Genomic DNA, 20,110 nt, shown 5'->3' with positions numbered 1-20,110 from the left:
CGTCGTCGGTCATCTCTTTGACGCTCTTGCCGTCGATGTACATCTCACCCGCGGTAGGAACATCCAGGCATCCGATCATATTCATGAGGGTGGATTTTCCCGATCCGGACGGACCCATGATGGCCACAAATTCACCCGGCATCACCGAGAAGGTGACGCCGTTTAAGGCGTGCACATCGCCTGCCGGCATCTGATAGATTTTATAGACATCCCGCAGTTCAACTACGGGAACCGCTTCGCTCATGCGATTCATCTCCGGAGATCTTTGAGCAGACCTTTTTTCCAGGCATAGGCCGCACAGCCGGCAACGGCAATCACGGCAAGCACGGCGATGATGGTGCCGGCCATGTCATTTCCGCCGCTTCGTGCAGGCTGGGCGGTGTTGGCACTGTTCTGCATCTGGACGGAGGCAGAACCGATGTTTACCTCGACACTCTCCTGATAGAGGTTGCCGTCGGAGTCTTTGTAGTCCGCAACAAGTGTTACGGTGTCGGACTGCGGGTTGGTAAACGTCACTTCAAACTCTGCAAGGCCGTCCGGTTCAAGCGATCCGACCACGTAAGACTTCATCGGTTCCGACGGTGTTGCATGTTCTGTGGTAACCGTAATCGACTTTGCATCCTCAAGGCCCGCGTTGTTCACATCGCCGGTGACTGTATAGTAACTGCCAGAATTTTTCACTTCAAGGTTGTTAAGAACCAGTTCTGCCCGGATTTTCCGTTCACCAAGTTCTACCGGAATCTCCACCGAGTTGCTGTGCAGATTCTGACCGTTGCGATAGGTTACATCAAAGGAGAGGTCTGTCGGCTGATCCACAATAACGGTCAGTTCCGCGTCCACATACTCATCGGGTTCAAGTTTTCCGACAAAGTAGGCAGTCTGCTTGGAAGAGACACCATTGCCGGAGACGCTGATCTCAATACCGTTTAAGGTGTTGGCACGGGGGTTGCCGATGCGAAGCGTGACCTCTTCATTTCTGCTCTCACCGAATGCATCCGGCTGGTCGATCAAAGCTACGGAAAGCTGGGTGTCGTCAACCTGCACGGCAAAGGTGTACTTCAGACTGGTGAGGCCGGAATCCAGAAAATCAAGGTAGAGCATCGGATAAAAGGTTCCTGTTGCACCGCGGGAAGTGATCGGGAACGTAAAGGTCATTTCGTCTCCTGGCCCGAGCATTCCTACACTGTTGTAGGCTTTGTCTTCGGGGGAATAGATCTCATTGACGCCCATGATGAGGACACGGCCGATGGAGACAGAGGTGGTTCCGGAGTTTTTGATGACGGCGGTGACAATGGCGGTATCTCCGGGCATGAGGACTTCGGGATCGATCGTGAGGCTGGTTACAGATACCTGGCCGGTTGCGGTGTCGTCGGCTGAGACCGCCGAGGTTCCCGCTCCAAGGACGAGAATACAGAGAAGAAGACTGTATATCAGGAACTTTGATTTCATACAGTATCTGATTTGCGTTTATCATATTTAACTTATTGTAAAATAAGCATTACATTATGTTTTCAAACATTACCTAAATGTACATTTGATGAAACATAGTGGTTCTTTCAGGAGTTTTTGCAAAGATCTGCAGATATAATATCCCGAAGCGCGAAGTTAGAGACATGAAAAGAACACTGTTGCCTGTTGTTGCCGCGATTTTCTGTATTCTCTGTGCGGCGGCAGCAGGGTGCATTACCATCAACGTACCGCCGGATACCAATCACCCCCCGGCTCCGACTGGACCCGGCCCGGCAACGAACGTGGTGCCGGGCGAGTGGGAAGGTGTGCTGGTAAATGAGGACGGTACGCAGGTTGAGTATAAGATAGACTGCGCATACGGCGGTTCGGCAAAGCTTGAGATCGATGCACGGATGGGCGTCATGGATAAGGAACGAACCTACTATGGTACGTGGACGGAGACGAAAACCGCATCCTATAATCTCGTGTTCGACACAGCCGGAACCTATACATTTGTGATGAACAACGACGGAACCGGTACCCTGACAACACCGGAGAGTAAGACGGTGACACTTTTGCCGGATGCGGACAACGCGGTGATGTATGATCCGGTAGCAGGCGAATGGGACGGAGTACTTACCAAGAGTGACGGAACACGGGTGGAGTATAAGCTTGAGTTCCTGCGTTCCGGTACTGTTGAAATCGAGGTTGAGACAACCGCTCCGCTGTCATATGGGACGGAGGTGAAGTTCTACGGCACGTGGACGAAGACCGCGGACAATGTGTATGCCGTTGCGGTTCCAAACGAAGCAGGATATACCATGACGCTGTCCTCGAACAGTGCGGCAACGCTTTCGACGCCTGACAACGGTACGGTCAGTCTCATCCGCGACTACTGAGATGTGCGGAAAGGCGCAATGCCGCTTTGCGGCATGCGGTTTCCGCTGTGTTCATTATTTTTCAGTACCCATTACTTATCCATGAAGTCCTCTCCGTTTCTTGCACCGGTGCCGTTTTACTGGTGCGATCACTGCCATGTTCCGGTCATGGGCAAGTTGTGCGCCTGCGGCGCGAAAACCCGCCCGGTCTCGGTGACGCCGCCGGGCGATGTGCGGCCCGCGTTTGAACGCGACCGGAATCTGGTCAACCGTTTGTTCACGGAACAGTTCGGTGTCCCGCTGATTCCGGAGGGACATCTTGCACTGCTGAACAAAGTGCCGGATGAGGATAGGATGGAGGAGGTCATTCTCGGAGGTGCGGTGGTGTGTGCAATCCGGTTTATTCCCGCAGAGGATCGATGGGAGGTTCTTCCCCGCGAGGCGGCAGCACTGATTGTGCAGCCGACAAAACGGGTGATTCGTGTGACAGATGAGGCGGGAGAGTACATCAAGGAGGGAAAGAGTGTTCTTATGCCGGGTGTGGTGTCGGTGTCGCCGGAGATTGCGATTGGAGACAGTGTGTTTGTGATGGCGGAGAGCGGTGAGTGTGTTGCGGTCGGCCGGGCGAAGATGTCGTATGCGGAGACGAGAGGCGCGACCCGCGGGCAGCTGGTGCGTACCCGCCGGACGCAGAAGCCGGTGATCGATGCTGCGCCGTCAACATGGGAGGATGCAATCCGGGCGAATAATGATATTCTGGATCTGTATGAAGGGAAGTCGATTGAGTTTATCCGCGATGTGATTGCGAAAAATCCGGGTATCCAGCCGACGGTTTCCTACTCCGGCGGGAAGGACAGTCTGGTGACGCTGCTCATTACTCTCAAGGCGGCAGGCAAACTGCCGATTATTTTTGCGGATACGGGTCTTGAGTTTCCGGAGACGATTGAGAATGTGCGAAAGGTCCGGGATTTGTACGGGCTTGAACTTATCGAACGGTCCGGCAATGCAGGGTTCTGGGAAGGGTTTGAGACGAACGGTCCTCCGGCGGTGGATTTCCGCTGGTGCTGCAAGGCATGCAAGCTGATGCCGGTGAAAGAACTTATTGAGGAGACCTGGGGTGAGGCGCTGTCGCTTATCGGGCAGCGGAAGTATGAGTCGGCGAAGCGGATGCAGAGTCCGCGGGTGTGGCGGAACAAAAATGTTCCCTGCCAGTTGTCGGCTGCACCGATTCAGCACTGGACGGCAATGCATGACTGGCTGTATCTGTTCCGGGAGAAGGCGCCGTATAACCCGCTGTATGAGTTAGGCCTTGACCGTATCGGCTGCTTTATGTGCCCGTCTTCGGATATTTCGTGTATGAAAGATATTGCAGCGATGTATCCGGAGATGTGGGCCGACTGGGAGAAAAAACTCGCGGACTGGGGCAGCCGGAACAACAAGCCGCCGGAGTGGGCGGCGAAAGGTCTGTGGCGTGTGCGCGAGTCGGCTGAGGAGGACGGAGATCATGACAGCCACTTCTAAGATTGCGGTGATTGATTACGGTCTGGGAAATCTCCGGAGTGTGGTGCGGGGTCTTGCGGCTGCGGGCTGCTGTCCGGTGGTTACGGCGGATCCGGAGCTGATCGCATCCGCCGACGGAATTGTGCTGCCGGGTGTGGGAGCGTTTGCGGAGGGAATGGAGAAGCTTGCGCCGGTCCGCCGGGTTGTGGAGGAGGCGGTCCGGGAAAAGCCGCTGCTCGGTATCTGTCTTGGGATGCAGATGCTGCTTGAACGAAGCGAGGAGCACGGGATGCATGCGGGGCTTGGGATGATTCCCGGAACAGTACGGCGCTTTCCTCGCATGCCCGGGATGAAGGTTCCGCAGATGGGATGGAATACGATCACGCCGTCGGATCATCCGCTGTTTGCGGATGTTCCTGACGGGACGTTTGTGTACTTTGTGCACTCCTATTATGCGGATACGACGCCTGATGCAACGATTGCGAAAACTGAGTACATTGTGCCGTATGCATCGGCGGTGGCACGCGGAAATGCCATGGGCGTGCAGTTCCATCCGGAGAAGAGCGGACCTTCGGGTCTGGGGATTCTGCGAAACTTTGTGGCGATGACGGAATGATTTCTCCGGTTCTATTTTTTCAGATGGGTTCCGGAACGCAGGGTATATCCAGTACTGCGGTATACTACCCGTAAGAGGTGTTTCGGATTGATACGATGCTCCAGAGGAGATGAATCCGCGGTTTCTCCGGTTATCGTAAAGGGGCAAACATCGTATTCCGTTAAATCCCTCCAATTATCATCAGGTACTCGGCAGGTAACAATCACCAGAGAAAACGTACGTATCTTCGATGGCATGATGACCTTCTGACGGCATCCATGATACATCACCGCCGTAACTTTTTTCAAAAAAATAGTTGCAGAAAAAAAAATAATTCACCGCTGTGCCCACGCACCTTCTGAACCGTCGCGGTACAGACTTACCACCTCGCCAATCACAATAATTGCGGGAGGCTTCACCCCGACGCGGGCCGCAACCTCACCGATATCTGCGAGGGTTGCACAGGTCACCCGCTGATCCTTCCGGAACCCGCGTTCAATCACCGCAATCTTCGTCTCCGGTGCCTTACCATTTTCGATCAAAAGCTCCGCGATCACCGGGAGATTTTTCACGCCCATAAAGATCACAATCGTTCCCGGGCTTCCCGCGAGCCACTTCCAGTCGATTGAGGACACCTCCTTCTCAGGATCCTCGTGCCCGGTGACAAACGTCACCTGACTTGCCCACGAGCGGTGCGTCACCGGAATACCGACGCACTCGGGAACCGCAATCCCGCTTGTTACACCCGGCACCACCTCAACGGCAATACCGTGCTCGCGGAGCGTCTCCATCTCCTCACCGCCGCGACCGAACAGAAACGGATCGCCGCCCTTCAGCCGCACAACATTTCCGCCGGCCTTTGCCTTTACAACCAGCAGCGCCTCAATATCCGCCTGCTTCATCGTGTGACATCCGCCGTACTTGCCGACATCAATCTTCTCAGCTGTTGCCGGAAGCGTGGATAACACCTCCTCGCCCGGCAGCTGATCATACAGAATCACATCCGCAGAATCGATAACCTCACGCGCCTTTGCCGTCAGAAGTCCGAGGCCTCCCGGCCCGGACCCCACTAAAAACACTTTACCTGTCATGATTTCAACCCAAGGACAGTCCTTGCCTCCTCAATAAGTTCGGACGCAATTTCGCGGAACTGTATGCCAATCTCTGTTGCCTCCTCAAAGCTTGTGACCTTCTCCACAATCCGGTCACTGCGGCTTCCGTCCAGCGACAAAACCTCCGCGATCAGGTGGCCATCCCGGCAGAAAATACCCTGCGGCGTAAAACAGCCGCCGCCCACCTGCTCCATTACCAGACGCTCCACACCCGTATCAAACGCCGTTTGGGCATCATTCAACGGTGCAAACACCTCCCGGAGCTCCGGCGTATCGCGGCAGACCACCGCAACCGTCCCCTGATTCGGCGACGGCACAAACTGATCCACCGGCAGCCGCACCCCGTTTACATGATAGCCAAGCCGCACCAGACCGGCCTCCGCAAGCACAATCGCATCATAAAGACCGTCGTTCAGCTTCGCAAGCCGGGTGTCCACATTACCCCGCAGCGGTTCAACCCGCACCTGCGGCATGCACTGGTAATACCGGAGAAGCTGTGCACGCCGCCGCGTACTTGACGTCCCCACCGAATAGATCTCCTCCACCGGCCGGTTAAACACAAAGAAATCAAACGGCGGATCGCGGGGAAGAATCGCCGCCGTGATCAGCCCGTCCGGCCGTTCGGCCGGAATATCCTTCATGCTGTGCACCGCCGCGTCAATTTCTCCGCGCAGAATCGCATTGTCCAGCTCGCGGACAAACACGCCCTGCCCGCCGATCTGATGCAGACCCCGGTCAAGCACCGCATCGCCGGAGGTGGTAATTATCTGCGACTCGGCAGGAACACCAGCGTTTGCGAGAAGCCCGAGCACAGTATTGGTCTGCGCAAGCGCCAGCTTGCTGCCGCGGGTACCGATCCGCACGTTCAGCATTGCCCGTACACCCGCACCAGTTTCGTCATCTCCGCCTCACCATGTGCGGTTGACAGGAAGTTCGTCTCAAACTGCGACGGCGGCAGAAACACACCGGCGGAGAGTGCTTTTTCCCAGAAAGTGCGGAACGCATCCGTATCGCACTGCTTCGCCTCCGTATAGTTCCGGGGCGCGGAAGATCGGAAGAAGTACTTGAACATCGAACCCATCCGCACAAACGTTCCGGACGCCTGCGGCGGAACGGACTCCTCAAGTATCCGTGTTTTATCCTCCAGTTTCGGATAGATGTCCTCGTGCATATGCAGATACTTGTTCATCGCAATTCCCGCCGCCATTGTTGCCGGATTTGCATTGAACGTTCCTGCGTTGTACACCGGTCCTGCGGGAGAGATCATCTCCATGATCTCCCGCCGTCCGCCGAACACTCCGATCGGCAGACCGCCGCCCGCAATCTTTCCAAGCGTGGTCAGGTCAGGCCGGATGTCGAACTTCACCTGCGCACCGCCGATACCGAGCCGGTATCCGGTGATCACCTCATCGAAGATGAGGAGGACATCGTGCGCCGCCGTAATCTCGCGAACGTCTTTCAGGTATCCGTCGTCGGGAAGGATCGGGCCGATGTTTCCCATCACTGGCTCGATGATGAACGCCGCGATGGTATCGTTCTTCGACAACAGCGCCTCAAGGGCTTCGGGGTCATTGTAGGGAACCTGTCGCGTGTGCGCCGCAAAATCAGGAAGCACGCCTGCCGAGTCGGGCGTGCCGTGCGTCGTTGCGCCCGAACCTGCGGCAATCAGCACCGCGTCGTGAGCACCGTGGAAACCGCCTTCCACCTTGACAATATCCGTCTTACCGGTGAATCCGCGTGCGAGCCGGAGAGCTGCCATTGTGGCCTCCGTCCCGGTTGAAACGAACCGGAGCATATCCATCGCCGGGTGGTCACCGCAAATCCGTTTCGCAAGATCGATCTCCAGCTCCGTCGGTGTGCCGTACAGCCAGCCGTTGTCCAGCTGCGAGAAGATTGCCGCTTTAATCACCGAGTTGGCATGTCCGAGGATCAGCGGGCCGTAGCCGAGACAGCAGTCAACAAGATTCGTGTCTTCGACGGTTGTCAGTACCGCGCCCTTTGCACTCTTCACATAGAACGGATACGGTTTGATTGCCCGCACCGGACTGGAGACCCCGCCCGGCAGGAGAGTTTTTGCCTCGTCAAACAGCGTCTCGCTGTTGCTCATGCCAGCCACCTCGCAACGTCCTGCGCATAGTAGGTGATGATCAGATCCGCACCCGCACGTTTGATACTTATCAGAGACTCCATCACAATCCGTTTTTCATCAATCCATCCGTTTTGTGCTGCGGCTTTGATCATCGAGTACTCGCCTGACACCTGATATGCAGCGGTAGGAAGACCGAGTTCTTTGACCTGTGCAAGCACGTCCAGATAAAAGCCCGCAGGTTTGACCATCAGAATGTCCGCACCCTCTTCTGTGTCCAGCAGTGATTCACGAAACGCTTCACGGCCGTTGGCAGGGTTCATCTGATACGTAGACCGGTCGCCGAAGGAAAAGCCGGAATCCGCCGCCTCACGGAACGGGCCGTAGAGTGCGGATGCAAACTTGGTCGAGTAGGACATGATAGGAAGATATTCGTATCCCGCAGCATCCAGTGCCTCGCGGATGGCCATCACCATGCCGTCCAGCATGCAGGACGGCGCAACCATATCGGCTCCCGCCGCCGCCTGACTGACGGCGATTTTCTGCATCAACTCAAGCGATGCATCGTTGTCCAGATCCGGGCCGTCGCAGGATTCGTGAATAATGCCGCAGTGGCCGTGATCGGTGTACTCGCAGGCGCAGAGATCGGTGATCACCACCATCTCCGGAACTGCGGCCTTGATGGCGCGGGTCGCCTCCTGAATAACGCCGTCGGCGGCAAAGGCGGAACTGGCGACAGCATCCTTGGTTTTCGGGATGCCGAAGAGGATCACTGCTTTGATGCCGTCGGCGGCAAGATCTTTTGCAACATCCGCGGCGGCAGAAAGCGGCCAGCGGAACTGACCGGGCATGGAGGTGATAGGAACTTTTTCTGTTGCCCCTTCCACAAAGAACAGGGGCATTATGAGATCATTACGCGTCACTTGGGTTTCGGTAAACAGAGGACGCAGGCTCTGTCTTCTCAGTCGTCTTAATCGTGTTTGAGGAAACATACTTGTTCACCATGGGTAATTGCATCAACCAGTTTCCGGGCTGTTGTGATATCGGTACACTCGGCACTCGCCCGGATTGAGAGAGTGGCGTCGGCGAGGAGTTTTTTGGTCAGTACACGGGTCAGATCGTCGATCACGGCAAGTGTCCGGGGATTGGAGCAGTCCAGTTTTCCGAGCGCTTTATCACGTTCTCGTACACGGATTGACTCTGCCCAAGTATAAAGTCCTGCGATCAGATCGCCCGCGGCGGTGCGGTTGTAGAGCCGGATAAACTCAGGAAGATAGTTTTCGATGAGTTCACCGGCATGGGCGGCCTCGTCTTTGCGGTGTTCCATGTTCTTTTCCGAGACGGAACGCAGGTCGTCGATGGTAAAGAGATGGACGCCCGGGATGCTGCGGCAGGAGTCTTCGGTGTCGCGGGGCTGGGCGATGTCGATGAGGATCAGTTTTCGCGGGGTCGGATCGAGCGGCCAGAACCGCTCGTTCATAGTGGCGGCAAGCGGTTCTCCGGCGATGATAGCGTGCGGGGCTGCGGTGCAGGAGATGACGACGTCGGATAAGGCGATGCAGGGGTAGAGCTGATCCATGCGCATGGCCCGACCGCCGATCTCCCGGGCAAGTTCGACGGCATGGTCGTAGGTGCGGTTGGTGACGTAGATTGCCCGCAGCTTCTTTTCCGCGAGTGCCTGGGTAACAAGTTTTCCCATCTCGCCGCCGCCGACGACGAGGATGTTGCGGTCGTCAAGGCTGCCGAGCAGTTCTTCGGCAAGCTGGACGGCGGCCGAGCCGATGGAAACCGCGCCGCGGTTGATGTGGGTTGCGGCACGGATATCAACGCCTGCATGGATTGCAGTGTTGATACAGATGTCGGTGACGGGGTCGGTTGTACCGCATTCGTTTGCGAGCAGGAGGGCGCGTTTGAGCTGGCCGAGAATCTGGTCTTCGCCGATGATCATGGATTTGGTTCCGGCGGCAAGTGCGAGGAGATGGCGCAGAGCGGCATCTCCTTCGTAGAGGGTAAAGCCGGTACGTCCGAGGCTGTGAAGGTAGTCGGAGAGCGCAGCTCCGGTGCCGTGCACCAGAATTTCAACGCGGTTGCAGGTCTGTAAAAGGATGGCGCCCTTGAAGTGCTCCCGGGCACCGGCAAGGAAGGATGCTTCGTCTTCGAACCGGTATCCGGCAAGCTGGGTCTGATCGAGGGAGGTGTGATCAACTCCGGCGACCGCGACCGGCGTGAGAAGGTCAGTGTCCGGCATCAGAGGTGTCCTGCGACAAGGTCGTCTGCGTTCCTGTTTTCCCGGCATCTCTGCCGGATGGTTTCATCGTGAAGAATGCTCCTGAGGATTTCTGCACGTTTTTCCTGTTCGGGAACAGTTTCCTTAAGTTGTTCCCGCAGGGCGGCAAGCAGCCGTATCATGTTGTCAAGGCCCTGATACCGTTCTTCAAGGTCTTCGCGGATGAACCGGGGAACGACGGGGGCACGGCCTGAGGTGGAGATGGTGATGGTGTATTCCTCCCCCTGAACGGTTGAAGGAATGAGGAAGTTTGCGTCGCCGCCGGTCGCGCTGTTGTACCATTTGCCGGCGGTTTTTGCGAAGCGGATGATACGTTCGTTCTGTCCGGCGTCGGAGAGTGCAGCGATGATAATGTCGTGTTTTTCGATGAGATTTACAAGGTCGTCGTCCTCAGCATCTGCAACGTCCATCTGTTTGATGGAGGTCTGGGGAAGGGCAAAGACGTCCGGGGAGATGCTGCGGGAGACGAAGGTCATCCGGCAGCCGGTAAAATGGCGGGCTTTGCGAACACCGACCGCTCCTGCACCAAAGATGAGGATGCGCTTTGCGGAGAGATCAAGCATCAGCGGAATCATTGGTAGTTATGTGGGTTTGCGTGTTACTTTAAGGTGCTGTATTTCATACTTGCAGGGAGACGGTGCCTGCTTTTCTCTGGAAAAATTTTTGTTCATCCTGTCTGTTCGGATTATTCGGAATTCTTTCGTTTTGGTTTTGCTTGGAGTAACCAAAGTCAAAGTATTTTTTATTCAGATATTTTTGATCCTGCAATTCGAGACTTTTCAGACTTGAGAGTAACGTCTATGAGAACAACACCTCTTTATGGACGTTGCGCCTAAATTCGTTGATTGCCTATGAATGATCGTCATCGATCAAATTTCAGCCCACGATTCACACGGGTCTGCCGTGTGGATCGTGGGATGCTCAGGAATAACGGTGCAACGTCCCTTTATGAGGAGATTTTATAATCTGGAACCGCAAATAGAATAAGGCATTAAGTCATGGGCTTGTGGCTTAGCCAGGATATAGCGTCGGGCTTCTAACCCGAATGTCGGGGGTTCGAATCCCTCCAGGCCCGTTTTTCTTCGATTTTATCTCCCGGGAGACCGATACTTTTATTTACTCTTAAGTTGATTTATGAATGTAAGCAGTTTACGGAGGTGAACTGCAAAAAAACGTGATCAAGCTGCAAGGGTTGTACGGGACCACATCTGCGTGGTGAAGTTTGTATCGTCCGCTGAATAATCGAGTTTCTTCTGTTGTGTATTTCATTTATCTGTTTTCGACTGCATACTATAGGGTATCCAATGCCGAACGACACTCCTGTTGACACGCTTATCACAACTGCAGAGACGTCCCTTGACGCCGCCTCAAACGCTCTTCTCCATGGTGACACAGACGCTGCCGCCGACCATCTTGCAGCCGCGGTATCCGACCTTCTCTGTGCGGGCTCCTCACTTCTCACCGCAGTTCACACCACTGATATTGCTGTGCTTGAAAGCAGCATTGCCCGCATCCTTCGTGCGCTTGCAGAGCGGTTCGGCATCCTGCCCGAAAACTATCAGCCGGTTCTCGCCCTCCTGCCGAAGTCCGTAGATATCCTTGACATCTCCACGAAAACCGCAGCAGAAACGCACCTTCCTGTATCCGGTGTACGGAATGTCGTGCGATCGGTATATGAATCTGAAGAAACCGAAACTCCGGAACTTTCCGAAGAGGAAACCGACACGTACATTTCGGCAGGCAGACTCTTAATCGACCTTCTCTCCGGTCAGCGGACACTTACAGACGCAGTCTTTGCCAGAGACGGAGCCTATGACGCATTTTCCGACGTTGCCGCTCCGTATCTCATCAGCGGGGTTGCATTTGTGGGAGGCGGGGAAAATGCCGAATCCTACGAAGAAATGATCCCCGAAATGCTTGCAGGACCAATCAGGCGTCTTGTCGAACTGCTTGTTGCGCTTCTGACCTCCGCATTTATGTCCGGTCTTCTTTTGCTGATAATCCGTCGTGTTCTTGCTGTCCGCACGATCCGCCCGGGCACCATAGACAACCTCATCTTTGCAGGATCGGTGGCATCACTCGTCGCTGCAAACCTCCCGATGTTTGTGGACGGTGCAAGACAGGTCGCAGCCGAACTGCGCAACCTGCATGAGATCATCGAAAGAACCGACGGCGGTGTGGAAATTCCGATCACGTAAAAAAAGAGAAAAAATATTTTTTTAGAGTTTGGTGACGATCGTCACGATATCGCCGTCTTCCACTTTGTGCTGCAGACCGACCTTTGCTGCATCATGCTTCACCGATGTTCCCCAGATCTTTGCGTACCGGAACTGATCTACAAAATCGCGGTGCAGCCTGCGACAGATATCTTCGATCGTACTGCCTTTCCGCATAATCATCGGCTCCTCCATATCCGCATCTTCTCCGTACGGTTTCATGTAAATACGCACAAATCCGAGATGCTCATAGATAGCATCCTGCAGCTTATCGATGTTGTAGCCTGCATGCGCCGAGATCATAATCGGATCAACACCATACTTTTCCCGCATCTCATGCTCAACCTCCTGCCGCTCCGTCTCGGTCACGAGATCCACCTTGTTGATGGCAATAAATGCCGGAATGTACATCCGGTTACCCATCATCGCATCAATAATATCATCCTGTGTCACATTGCTGCCGCGGACCAGCACATCCGCGTTCATGATCTTGCTCTCCGCAAGAATTGCCCGTACTTCCTCAATATCAATATCCACCGCACCAACGGTGTTCAGGCGGACACCGCCGAACCCCGTCTTCTTGATGGTGATGTCCGGTCTCGGTTTGTTGATGCGGATTCCTGCATCATACAGTTCATGCATCAGCACATCCACATGCACGCCGTTGAAGACATCACCCAAAATTACGATCAGGTCCGCGGTACGAACAACAGCGATAACCTCTTTGCCGCGTCCCTTGCCCATTGCTGCACCGGCGATAAGGCCAGGAATATCCAGAATCTGAATCTTCGCGCCCTTGTACTCCATAAGGCCCGGAACAACTGTCAGCGTAGTGAACGCATATGCGCCCGTCTCACTTTCCGCACCGGTCAGCTTGTTCAAGAGTGTTGATTTACCCACCGACGGAAACCCGACCAGAACAATCGTTCCGTCACCGGACTTTTTGACCGAATATCCCTCGCCGCTGCCGGCAGACTTCATTGCGCGAGTGACGGCATCGTCCTTAATTTTGGCGAGTTTTGCTTTTAACCGCCCGATGTGCTGTGAAGTTGCCTTGTTGTATTTGGTATTTCTGATCTCGTCCTCAATGGCTTTGATCTCATCTTCAAGGCTCATATTGTCTATACCTATACGTTTTGGTATTAGATGAACATATGGGGGAATCTACTCAGTTACATCGTCATCTATAAATATTTCATACGGTAACATTAGTTACGCAAGTTCTCTTGCTGATATAGTGTAGTGGCCAATCATGTCGGCCTCTCACGCCGACGACTGGGGTTCGAATCCCCATATCAGCACTCACCCTTTTTGTTTATTTTCTCTGACTGACAACATCTCTGTAGCTTTTCCATGTACGACGTCATCATCGCAGGAGCAGGCCCTACCGGTTCCGCCGCCGCACGATTCTGTGCTGAAGCAGGACTCCGCACACTGGTACTTGAAGAACACGCCACGATCGGATACCCTGTGCAGTGTGCGGGACTTCTCTCAAACTCTGCGTTTGCTGAATGCGCGGTATCGGCGGCACCGGTTCTGAACAGGGTGTACGGCGCCCGCATCTGTGGTTCTGCCGGGCATGAGCTTTCCTTTGCAGCGGAGGAGACAAAGGCGTATGTGGTGGATCGCGGACGACTGGATCATGAGATGGCAGCCCGTGCAGCGGATGCAGGCGCAGAATTTTCACTGAAGACCTCTGTAACCCGGATCAATCCGGAGAAAAAGACGATTCAGACAACCGGTATTTCCGGGAAACAGGAGTTCCCCTACACCATTCTGATCGCAGCCGACGGATCGCGCAGTGTTGTCGCCCGGGGACTCGGTGTTCCCCCGTCGCGCCATATCTATGCAGGAATTCAGGCAGAAATATCCTGGAACGGAAGCTCCGACCAGGTGGAACTGTACCCAAACGCGTCTCCTGATTTTTTTGCCTGGGTGATTCCACTCTCCGCCTCCCGCGCACGGATCGGTCTCTGCGGCATGCGGGATGTGTCCGAACGGTTCGCCGCGTTTGCAAAACAGTTCTCTCCTTCAAACGTCCATGAGGTAACGGGAACCATCCCAATCGGCATCCGCCGCCGCACCTACGGCTCAGGCTGCATGATCGCAGGAGATGCCGCAGGATTTCCCAAACCCACCTCCGGCGGCGGAGTATATACCGGCGTGCGCTCAGCCCGCCATGCGGCATCCGTTGCTGTTACCGCCTGTGAGTCCGGCGACAGCTCCGACACCATGCTTTCCGCCTATGAAAAATACTGGCGTGCGGACTTCGGCAGGGAACTTGAGCTGGGATTTAAAGCGCTCACCCTGCGCCGCACACTTACAGCAGAGGAGATCGATACAGCAATTGACGCCCTGAACACGCCTGAGACGCTTGAACTGATCACAAAAGCCGGTGATATGGATCGCCCCTCGTCCCTCCTCCTCAAACTAATGAAAAAACCTGAACTTATCAGTACCTTTGGCGCTCTTGGAATAAAATCAATGATACGAAGTATGATTATTTGAAGTTCCAAAATATATTAGTAATACTTATTAGTGATTGCGTGTTATTGTAACCTGTAAGTGATGTAACATGCATATCCCTGATTTTCTGTTTGGCTACAGCTCCCTGGGTGTCCCCCTCGGCATTCTTTTCTGGATTATAGCACTGGTATTCGTCGTACTCGCAATCAAATGGGCACGGAACAATCTTGATGAATCAAAAATTCCCATCCTCGCAGTGATTGCCGCGGGTATCTTTGCCCTGCAGGCGTTCAACCTCCCGACCGGATTCGGGGTGAGTGGCCATCTCGTTGGTGGTGCCCTTGCTGCAATCGTACTTGGCTCACCGTTTGCCGCAGTGTTTGTTCTGGCAATCGTCCTGGTGATTCAGGCACTGGTCTTTGGAGACGGCGGTGTTCTCGCGCTTGGTGCAAACATCATCAATATGGGTGTGATTGCAGGATTTGTCGGATTCTACTCGTTTTCCGCATTAAAAAGCAGAGTGGGCGTTCCGATCTCCGCCGCAGTCGCAGGATGGCTTGCCTGCGTAATTGCTGCGAGTGTCTGTGCCGTTGAGATCGCTATTATCGGCGCGGTTCCGATTGGTGTCGGTCTTCCGACGATGTTCATCTACCATGCACTCATTGGTATTATTGAAGCAATTATCACCGGTATCGTGGTTGTTCTTATCTTCAATGTGCGGCCGGAACTTACCGGGAATACTGAGAAGAAAGCAATGCCGGTCAACAAGTTTCTGGCTATCGGTCTGGTAATTGCACTCATCGTCGGCGGTTGTGCTGTCTTCCTTGCCTCTGGTGATCCGGACGGACTTGACAGTACACTTCTTGTAAGCGGCGGTGCAAAGGATATTTTCGCTCCGGCCCACGGTGAGATTGAAGAAGCACATGACCCTGTCGGCTGGGAATCCCCGATGCCGGATTATGTTCTCGGCGGTGAGGATGCCGGTGCCGTTGGAGGACTCATAGCATTAGTCATCGGTATTTTCGCGGCACTGGTGGTAATTCTTCTTGCAGCACGGATTGTGTATGCGGCATCGGGCAGGAAGTCTTCGTAACACAGACCACCACCTCTTTATCTTTTTTTCACCTATGGAAACGTAACAATGCACCTCATCGAAACCCGCAGTCTCTGCCACGCCTACAGCACCTCAACTGAGGATGCGCTGAAAAATATTCATTTCGTCGCGGATGAACGGCAGCGGATTGCGGTGCTCGGGCCGAATGGTGCGGGAAAGAGTACGCTGTTCCGCCACTTCAACGGCATCCTCATGCCGAAATCCGGTGAGGTGCTGATCAGAGGAGAACCGATTACCAAAGCGAATCTTGCGGAGGTGCGGAGATTTGTGGGACTGGTGTTTCAGAATCCGGATGATCAGGTTTTCTCACCAACGGTGGAGCAGGATATTGCGTTCGGCCCGTACAATCTGGGGCTGGATGCAGACTGTGTCGCGGACCGGGTTGATCGCGTCTGCGGTATGCTGGGCCTTGAGGATCTGCGCAGCCGTGCTCCCCATCATCTTTCCGGCGGGGAAAAGAAGCGTGTGGCAATTGCCGGAGTGCTTGCAATGGAGCCGCAGGTGATGGTGCTGGATGAGCCGACGGCAGGTCTTGATCCCCAGGGCGTCAAAGAGCTGTTTGGTTTTCTGAATGATTTGCCGGACTCCTGCGGCGTCACGGTTATTTACTCGACACATCAGGTGGAGCTGGTACCGGAGATGGCGGATCTGGTATATGTGATGGAAAAGGGGGAGATTACGGGTGCAGGAACACCGGAAGAGATATTTTTGCAGGAGGATCTGCTTTCCCGCGCGCATCTTGAACTCCCTGCCCTCCCCCGCCTGATAAAATCCCTGCGCGATCACGGAGTAGCAATTGATCCCGCCTACACGTACCGGGATGCGGAACAGTCGTTTCTGAAAGCGTTTGGGAAACTATGAGCCTGATCGATGAGCTGTTTGATATCGAGCGGGAGGCATACCGCAACAGTCCGATTCACGCGCTTGATTCCCGTGTCAAGCTGATTCTCTGTCTGCTCGGGCTTCTGGTGACCGTTCTCCTGCCCTACGGAACGGCGGAGCTTTTTGCGTTCATGGTTATCTATATGCTGTTTTGGGGACTGTATATCCTGTCCGGTTCGTCACTGCGGTATTATCTGGTGCGGCTGCTGTTGATTATGCCGTTTGGTCTGTTTTTTATTATTCTGCAGCCGTTCTTCCCCAATCCCTACTATGCGGTGTATCATGTTGCAGTAACTCTGCCGTTCGGGGTTCACATGTACTGGGAGTCGATCATCTTTGGTTTGTCTCTGTTTGCGAAGTTTGTGATCTCGTTGTCGTTTATTATTCTCCTGTCGGCAACGACGACGATGCAGGCAATGCTGGAGGGAGCGGCGCGGCTGCGGATTCCACGGCTCTTTATCGTAGTGATGGGGCTTACTATCCGGTATCTGTACGTGTTTGCACTGGTGTATCAGAAGATTCAGAGTGCATTTGCGGCGCGGTGTTTCAACGGATTTGACCGGCGGCTGCCGCTGCGCTACCGGCTGAATGTAATCGGAAATGCCGCAGGTTCGTTGTTTGTCCGGGCGCTGGATCAGGGGGAGCGGACGTATGCGGCAATGTGCTGCCGCGGTTATTCGGCGAACTCCGCGGTATTTTATGCGGCAAAACCTCTGCATGCGGCAGAATGGGTGTTTTTTCTGTTCGGAGCGGGATACCTGATTGTGTTTCCGGTGCTGGTGTACTGGATCTTTTAAAAAGAGTTATTCGGATATTTTGGAAAGTTCTGCTGCAACTTTTCCTGCAATCCTCTGCACGAATGGATTTTCATCCTCCAGCATGCGGACAATCTCAGGCAGGGCGCGGGAGTCGCCGAAGGTCCCCAGTCCTTTTACTGCCATATACCGGACATGATCGCGGGGGTCGGCGAGTGTTTTCAGGAGCACCGGAAAGGCTTCCGGTTGTTTTGTCATCCCGATGATCTCGCATGCACGGTAGCGGACAATCCATGACGCATCCGACAAAAGCGGGAGTGCCGCCGCAAATCCTTCGGCTCCCCGGCTGCCCAGTTCTATCGCTGCGGCGTTGCGTACCGATTTGTCCGTGTCGTAGAGCAGGCGTACTAAATCTGCGGAATTTTTTTCTGCATCACTCATACTACAACATACGAATGCAGAGGTATTTCATACTATGGTTTCATTCCGGTTTGTTCGGCTTTGCTCCAGATGTGGGAAATGTCTTGAGTTGCAGGATCAAAAGTAACTGAATTAACAATACTTTGATTTTGGTTTTTCCGGAGTAACCACGGAATACAGGGAACGCGGGCCGAAGGCCATGTGTTCTGTGGTTATTCTCTGCAAAACCAAAGTGGACGAGTCCCGATTTAGCGAGTCAAAGTCTGATCAGACATTTGGAACACGTTTCGACTTATTTAATTCTGATTTTTTGAAAAAAAAATCTCCGGAATATTTCCGAAAAAGGGATGAGTGAGATTATCTTGCCCGCGGGCAGCTGCATTCGGCAATTTCGACGGTGAGAACACGGCAGTATTCGTGCTCCAGAACTTTCCGGATGTGGGATGTACAGGCGAATTTCACCTGCAGGCGCACCGAGAGGCGTTCGCGCTCTTCGTAGTAAACGCCCGGTACTGCGCTTGAGATCCGCTGCATGGTAACCGATGCGGCGGTGACTGTTGCGACGATGCCTATGTCTCCTGTGGCGAGGTCTTCATGCGGTACGGTTGAGATGAAGATTGGGTCGCCGACGCTGACGGTGGAGGCTGAGATGACATTCTGGGCATTGATGAACTCGATGGTTCGTGCCCGTCCTTTTTTCAGTTCGGCAATGACCTCCGGGGCAATTCCTGCAATTCCTACCATCTGCATTGCAATCATCCGTACATCACCTGTTCTGCGGCAGAGAATGGTTTCTGTTCGGCGTTTTCCTGTTCCTGTACGTCGGTTGCCAGCTGGTGCATCATGGCTTCGACCTGATCGGCCTGTTCCATGAGGGGCTGGGTGTCAACGTCAAATCCGTAGCGGGTGTTGAGTATTTTTAGTGCTTCGATTGCTGCACGCGGGTCTACGTTGAAGTTTGTTTCAACCAGAAATCCGGTGGCGGGGATGCCGCGCAGCTGTGCTTCGATGATCATGCTTCCGGAGATGCCGGTGATGCTTAATGCGGGAAGGATGATTGCCTGGTCTTTGATCTTTTCGAGACCTTCGGGGGTTGTTGCAACGCCGAAGACGCGTTCACCTTCGCTGCCGGTTGTGACGCCGCCGATGACGATCAGGTCGTCTATTGTGGTTTTGCCGGAGAACCATTCGATGAGTCCGGCGGAGATTTCGTAGGATATCTGCGGGGGGATGGGGACGTCTGCGAGGATTGCGATGATGTTGTCTTTTTCGTAGAGCCGGATGGGGGCCTGGGCGATGCCGTTTGTTGCGAGGGATATCTGGGGGAGGAATCGGCTGGTGATGTTGCCGAGATGGGTGAATTCTGCGTTTTCTACCAGATATTGTAATGCGATGCTGCCCACCAGTCCGGAGCCGGGGAATCCGGTCAGGAGGGTGATTTTTTTTGCGGCGGGAGCGGGAGATTCTACACGCACCGCGTCTGTGATGTTCATATGGTTAGGTGTGTGCCTGTGCCAATAAATGTTCTGATTGTGATGATGTTGTACTTTATTCCTGAGTATACTATGATTTGCACGGCAGAGCCGTGCGAATCGTGGGCTGATGTTTGATCGATGGCGATCATGCACAGGCAATCACTGAATTTAGGTGCAACGCCGATTGTGATGGTTTTTCGAATTGACAAGTACTTAAATTCAGGCGTCCCATAGATCTGTAGTAGTTATGCAGGAGTATGAAGTTAAGCGCGGAATGACGAAGGATCTTTCTGATCGGATTGCTGCCGGGTTTACCGATATCTTTGAGACTGAGCCGAAGACAGAGGGTGGACACTTTGCAATTTCGTACGGGAGTATGTCGCGTCTGGAGGTCTGGGCCGGAGAGAAGAATAAGACGGTGATTGTTGATACGGAGACGAACACGGAGGTTCTTGCTATGCCGGATGCGGAGGCTGATGCGATTATTCTGGATACGAATAAGCGGTTCCGGCAGTATCTGGATCTGGTTACCGGCTTTACGACAAAAGAGCGGGTTAAGCGGGCAAAGAAAGCTGCTGAGAAGGATAATTAATTCTTTTTTTACGGTTTGTGCGGGACGGGGGTGTTCTGCAACCGATCCATGGTATGTTGTTGATGGATATGGTTCGAAGATTGTTTGGTGGTATTTTTCGTCCTGCCCGATGTGAGGTACTCTGAGTCGTTTTCGATTAATCCGGTTTCGGCAGGCATCTTTTGCTTTGGTTTTGCTTGGAGTAACCACGGAAAACACAGACCAAACGGAATTCCACGGAAAAAAAAACACGGAATACCGCCGCTTCGCGGCTTACGGAATATCACAGAAAGAATCTGTGTAT

The 20,110-nt window shown here is 54.0% G+C and carries 21 protein-coding genes and 2 tRNA genes; 11 read left to right on the top strand and 12 right to left on the bottom strand.

Annotated features, from left to right (window positions below; all coding sequences use genetic code 11):
* The coding region (locus tag O0S10_RS09895) for an ATP-binding cassette domain-containing protein (protein ID WP_277612764.1) at positions 1 to 244 on the bottom strand (244 nt) is incomplete at its 3' end.
* 5 nt (positions 245 to 249) lie between these two features.
* Positions 250 to 1,449: a COG1361 S-layer family protein gene (locus tag O0S10_RS09890; RefSeq protein WP_268925716.1), complete on the bottom strand. Its 1,200-nt coding sequence runs from the start codon at positions 1,447 to 1,449 to the stop codon at positions 250 to 252.
* A 164-nt stretch (positions 1,450 to 1,613) separates the two neighbouring features.
* On the opposite strand from O0S10_RS09890, the gene O0S10_RS09885 reads away from it, so the two are divergent.
* The 3 genes from O0S10_RS09885 (at position 1,614) to hisH (ending at position 4,443) form a co-directional block, all read left to right on the top strand.
* Positions 1,614 to 2,348 carry a hypothetical protein gene (locus O0S10_RS09885; RefSeq protein ID WP_268925715.1) on the top strand — a complete coding sequence of 245 codons (735 nt, stop codon included), beginning with the start codon at positions 1,614 to 1,616 and terminating at the stop codon, positions 2,346 to 2,348.
* A gap of 81 nt (positions 2,349 to 2,429) precedes the next feature.
* Positions 2,430 to 3,848: a phosphoadenosine phosphosulfate reductase domain-containing protein gene (locus tag O0S10_RS09880; protein ID WP_268925714.1), complete on the top strand. Its 1,419-nt coding sequence runs from the start codon at positions 2,430 to 2,432 to the stop codon at positions 3,846 to 3,848.
* A complete protein-coding gene (gene hisH, locus O0S10_RS09875; RefSeq protein WP_268925713.1) occupies positions 3,832 to 4,443 on the top strand; it encodes an imidazole glycerol phosphate synthase subunit HisH in 612 nt (203 codons plus the stop codon). The genes O0S10_RS09880 and hisH overlap by 17 nt, the downstream gene beginning before the upstream one ends.
* A gap of 314 nt (positions 4,444 to 4,757) precedes the next feature.
* Here hisH and cobA read toward each other — a convergent pair whose 3' ends face one another.
* The 6 genes from cobA to O0S10_RS09845 are packed head-to-tail and all read right to left on the bottom strand — an operon-like array spanning position 4,758 to position 10,482.
* A complete protein-coding gene (gene cobA, locus O0S10_RS09870; protein ID WP_268925712.1) occupies positions 4,758 to 5,513 on the bottom strand; it encodes a uroporphyrinogen-III C-methyltransferase in 756 nt (251 codons plus the stop codon).
* Positions 5,510 to 6,406, bottom strand: coding sequence for a hydroxymethylbilane synthase (gene hemC / locus O0S10_RS09865; RefSeq protein ID WP_338148568.1), 897 nt, complete (start codon positions 6,404 to 6,406; stop codon positions 5,510 to 5,512). The genes cobA and hemC overlap by 4 nt, the downstream gene beginning before the upstream one ends.
* Complete coding sequence (gene hemL / locus O0S10_RS09860) at positions 6,400 to 7,641, bottom strand: glutamate-1-semialdehyde 2,1-aminomutase (RefSeq protein WP_268925711.1); 1,242 nt, start codon at positions 7,639 to 7,641, stop codon at positions 6,400 to 6,402. The genes hemC and hemL overlap by 7 nt, the downstream gene beginning before the upstream one ends.
* Positions 7,638 to 8,612 (bottom strand): porphobilinogen synthase, encoded by a 975-nt coding sequence (hemB, locus tag O0S10_RS09855; RefSeq protein WP_268925710.1) that lies wholly within the window; start codon positions 8,610 to 8,612, stop codon positions 7,638 to 7,640. Before hemB ends, hemL begins: the two co-directional genes overlap by 4 nt.
* On the bottom strand, positions 8,591 to 9,868 hold the full coding sequence (gene hemA, locus O0S10_RS09850) for a glutamyl-tRNA reductase (RefSeq protein WP_268925709.1): 1,278 nt from the start codon (positions 9,866 to 9,868) through the stop codon (positions 8,591 to 8,593). Before hemA ends, hemB begins: the two co-directional genes overlap by 22 nt.
* The gene (locus tag O0S10_RS09845; protein WP_268925708.1) at positions 9,868 to 10,482 is read right to left on the bottom strand and encodes a precorrin-2 dehydrogenase/sirohydrochlorin ferrochelatase family protein; all 615 of its coding nucleotides are present in this window, start codon (positions 10,480 to 10,482) and stop codon (positions 9,868 to 9,870) included. Before O0S10_RS09845 ends, hemA begins: the two co-directional genes overlap by 1 nt.
* A gap of 425 nt (positions 10,483 to 10,907) precedes the next feature.
* Here O0S10_RS09845 and O0S10_RS09840 point away from each other — a divergent pair.
* Both O0S10_RS09840 and O0S10_RS09835 read left to right on the top strand, forming a co-directional pair.
* Positions 10,908 to 10,982, top strand: a tRNA-Arg gene (locus O0S10_RS09840).
* A gap of 229 nt (positions 10,983 to 11,211) precedes the next feature.
* A complete protein-coding gene (locus tag O0S10_RS09835) occupies positions 11,212 to 12,105 on the top strand; it encodes a hypothetical protein (protein ID WP_268925707.1) in 894 nt (297 codons plus the stop codon).
* A 21-nt stretch (positions 12,106 to 12,126) separates the two neighbouring features.
* Here the strand turns inward: O0S10_RS09835 and O0S10_RS09830 are convergent, their stop codons facing one another.
* Positions 12,127 to 13,239, bottom strand: coding sequence for an OBG GTPase family GTP-binding protein (locus tag O0S10_RS09830; RefSeq protein WP_268925706.1), 1,113 nt, complete (start codon positions 13,237 to 13,239; stop codon positions 12,127 to 12,129).
* Positions 13,240 to 13,351: 112 nt separating this feature from the next.
* Here O0S10_RS09830 and O0S10_RS09825 point away from each other — a divergent pair.
* From O0S10_RS09825 to cbiQ, 5 genes are all read left to right on the top strand, one after another.
* Positions 13,352 to 13,424 (top strand) — tRNA-Glu (locus O0S10_RS09825).
* A gap of 52 nt (positions 13,425 to 13,476) precedes the next feature.
* Positions 13,477 to 14,631 carry an NAD(P)/FAD-dependent oxidoreductase gene (locus O0S10_RS09820; protein ID WP_268925705.1) on the top strand — a complete coding sequence of 385 codons (1,155 nt, stop codon included), beginning with the start codon at positions 13,477 to 13,479 and terminating at the stop codon, positions 14,629 to 14,631.
* 67 nt (positions 14,632 to 14,698) lie between these two features.
* Positions 14,699 to 15,682, top strand: coding sequence for a cobalt transporter CbiM (cbiM, locus tag O0S10_RS09815; protein WP_338148567.1), 984 nt, complete (start codon positions 14,699 to 14,701; stop codon positions 15,680 to 15,682).
* A 48-nt stretch (positions 15,683 to 15,730) separates the two neighbouring features.
* On the top strand, positions 15,731 to 16,564 hold the full coding sequence (locus O0S10_RS09805; protein ID WP_268925704.1) for an ATP-binding cassette domain-containing protein: 834 nt from the start codon (positions 15,731 to 15,733) through the stop codon (positions 16,562 to 16,564).
* Complete coding sequence (gene cbiQ, locus O0S10_RS09800) at positions 16,561 to 17,382, top strand: cobalt ECF transporter T component CbiQ (protein WP_268925703.1); 822 nt, start codon at positions 16,561 to 16,563, stop codon at positions 17,380 to 17,382. Before O0S10_RS09805 ends, cbiQ begins: the two co-directional genes overlap by 4 nt.
* A gap of 6 nt (positions 17,383 to 17,388) precedes the next feature.
* Here cbiQ and O0S10_RS09795 read toward each other — a convergent pair whose 3' ends face one another.
* The 3 genes from O0S10_RS09795 to O0S10_RS09785 form a co-directional block, all read right to left on the bottom strand.
* Positions 17,389 to 17,781: a HEAT repeat domain-containing protein gene (locus O0S10_RS09795; protein WP_268925702.1), complete on the bottom strand. Its 393-nt coding sequence runs from the start codon at positions 17,779 to 17,781 to the stop codon at positions 17,389 to 17,391.
* A gap of 336 nt (positions 17,782 to 18,117) precedes the next feature.
* On the bottom strand, positions 18,118 to 18,519 hold the full coding sequence (locus O0S10_RS09790) for a DUF473 domain-containing protein (protein WP_268925701.1): 402 nt from the start codon (positions 18,517 to 18,519) through the stop codon (positions 18,118 to 18,120).
* A complete protein-coding gene (locus tag O0S10_RS09785) occupies positions 18,516 to 19,253 on the bottom strand; it encodes a proteasome assembly chaperone family protein (RefSeq protein ID WP_268925700.1) in 738 nt (245 codons plus the stop codon). The genes O0S10_RS09790 and O0S10_RS09785 overlap by 4 nt, the downstream gene beginning before the upstream one ends.
* Before the next feature lie 229 nt (positions 19,254 to 19,482).
* Between O0S10_RS09785 and O0S10_RS09780 the strand changes: the two genes are divergently transcribed.
* Positions 19,483 to 19,827, top strand: coding sequence for a DUF5611 family protein (locus O0S10_RS09780; RefSeq protein ID WP_268925699.1), 345 nt, complete (start codon positions 19,483 to 19,485; stop codon positions 19,825 to 19,827).
* Positions 19,828 to 20,110: the final 283 nt, after the last annotated feature.

Source organism: Methanocorpusculum petauri, from assembly GCF_026891975.1.
Lineage (GTDB): Archaea > Halobacteriota > Methanomicrobia > Methanomicrobiales > Methanocorpusculaceae > Methanocorpusculum > Methanocorpusculum petauri.
Note: the sequence above shows the minus strand (reverse complement) of the source record. Positions and strands in the feature narration are given on the sequence as shown.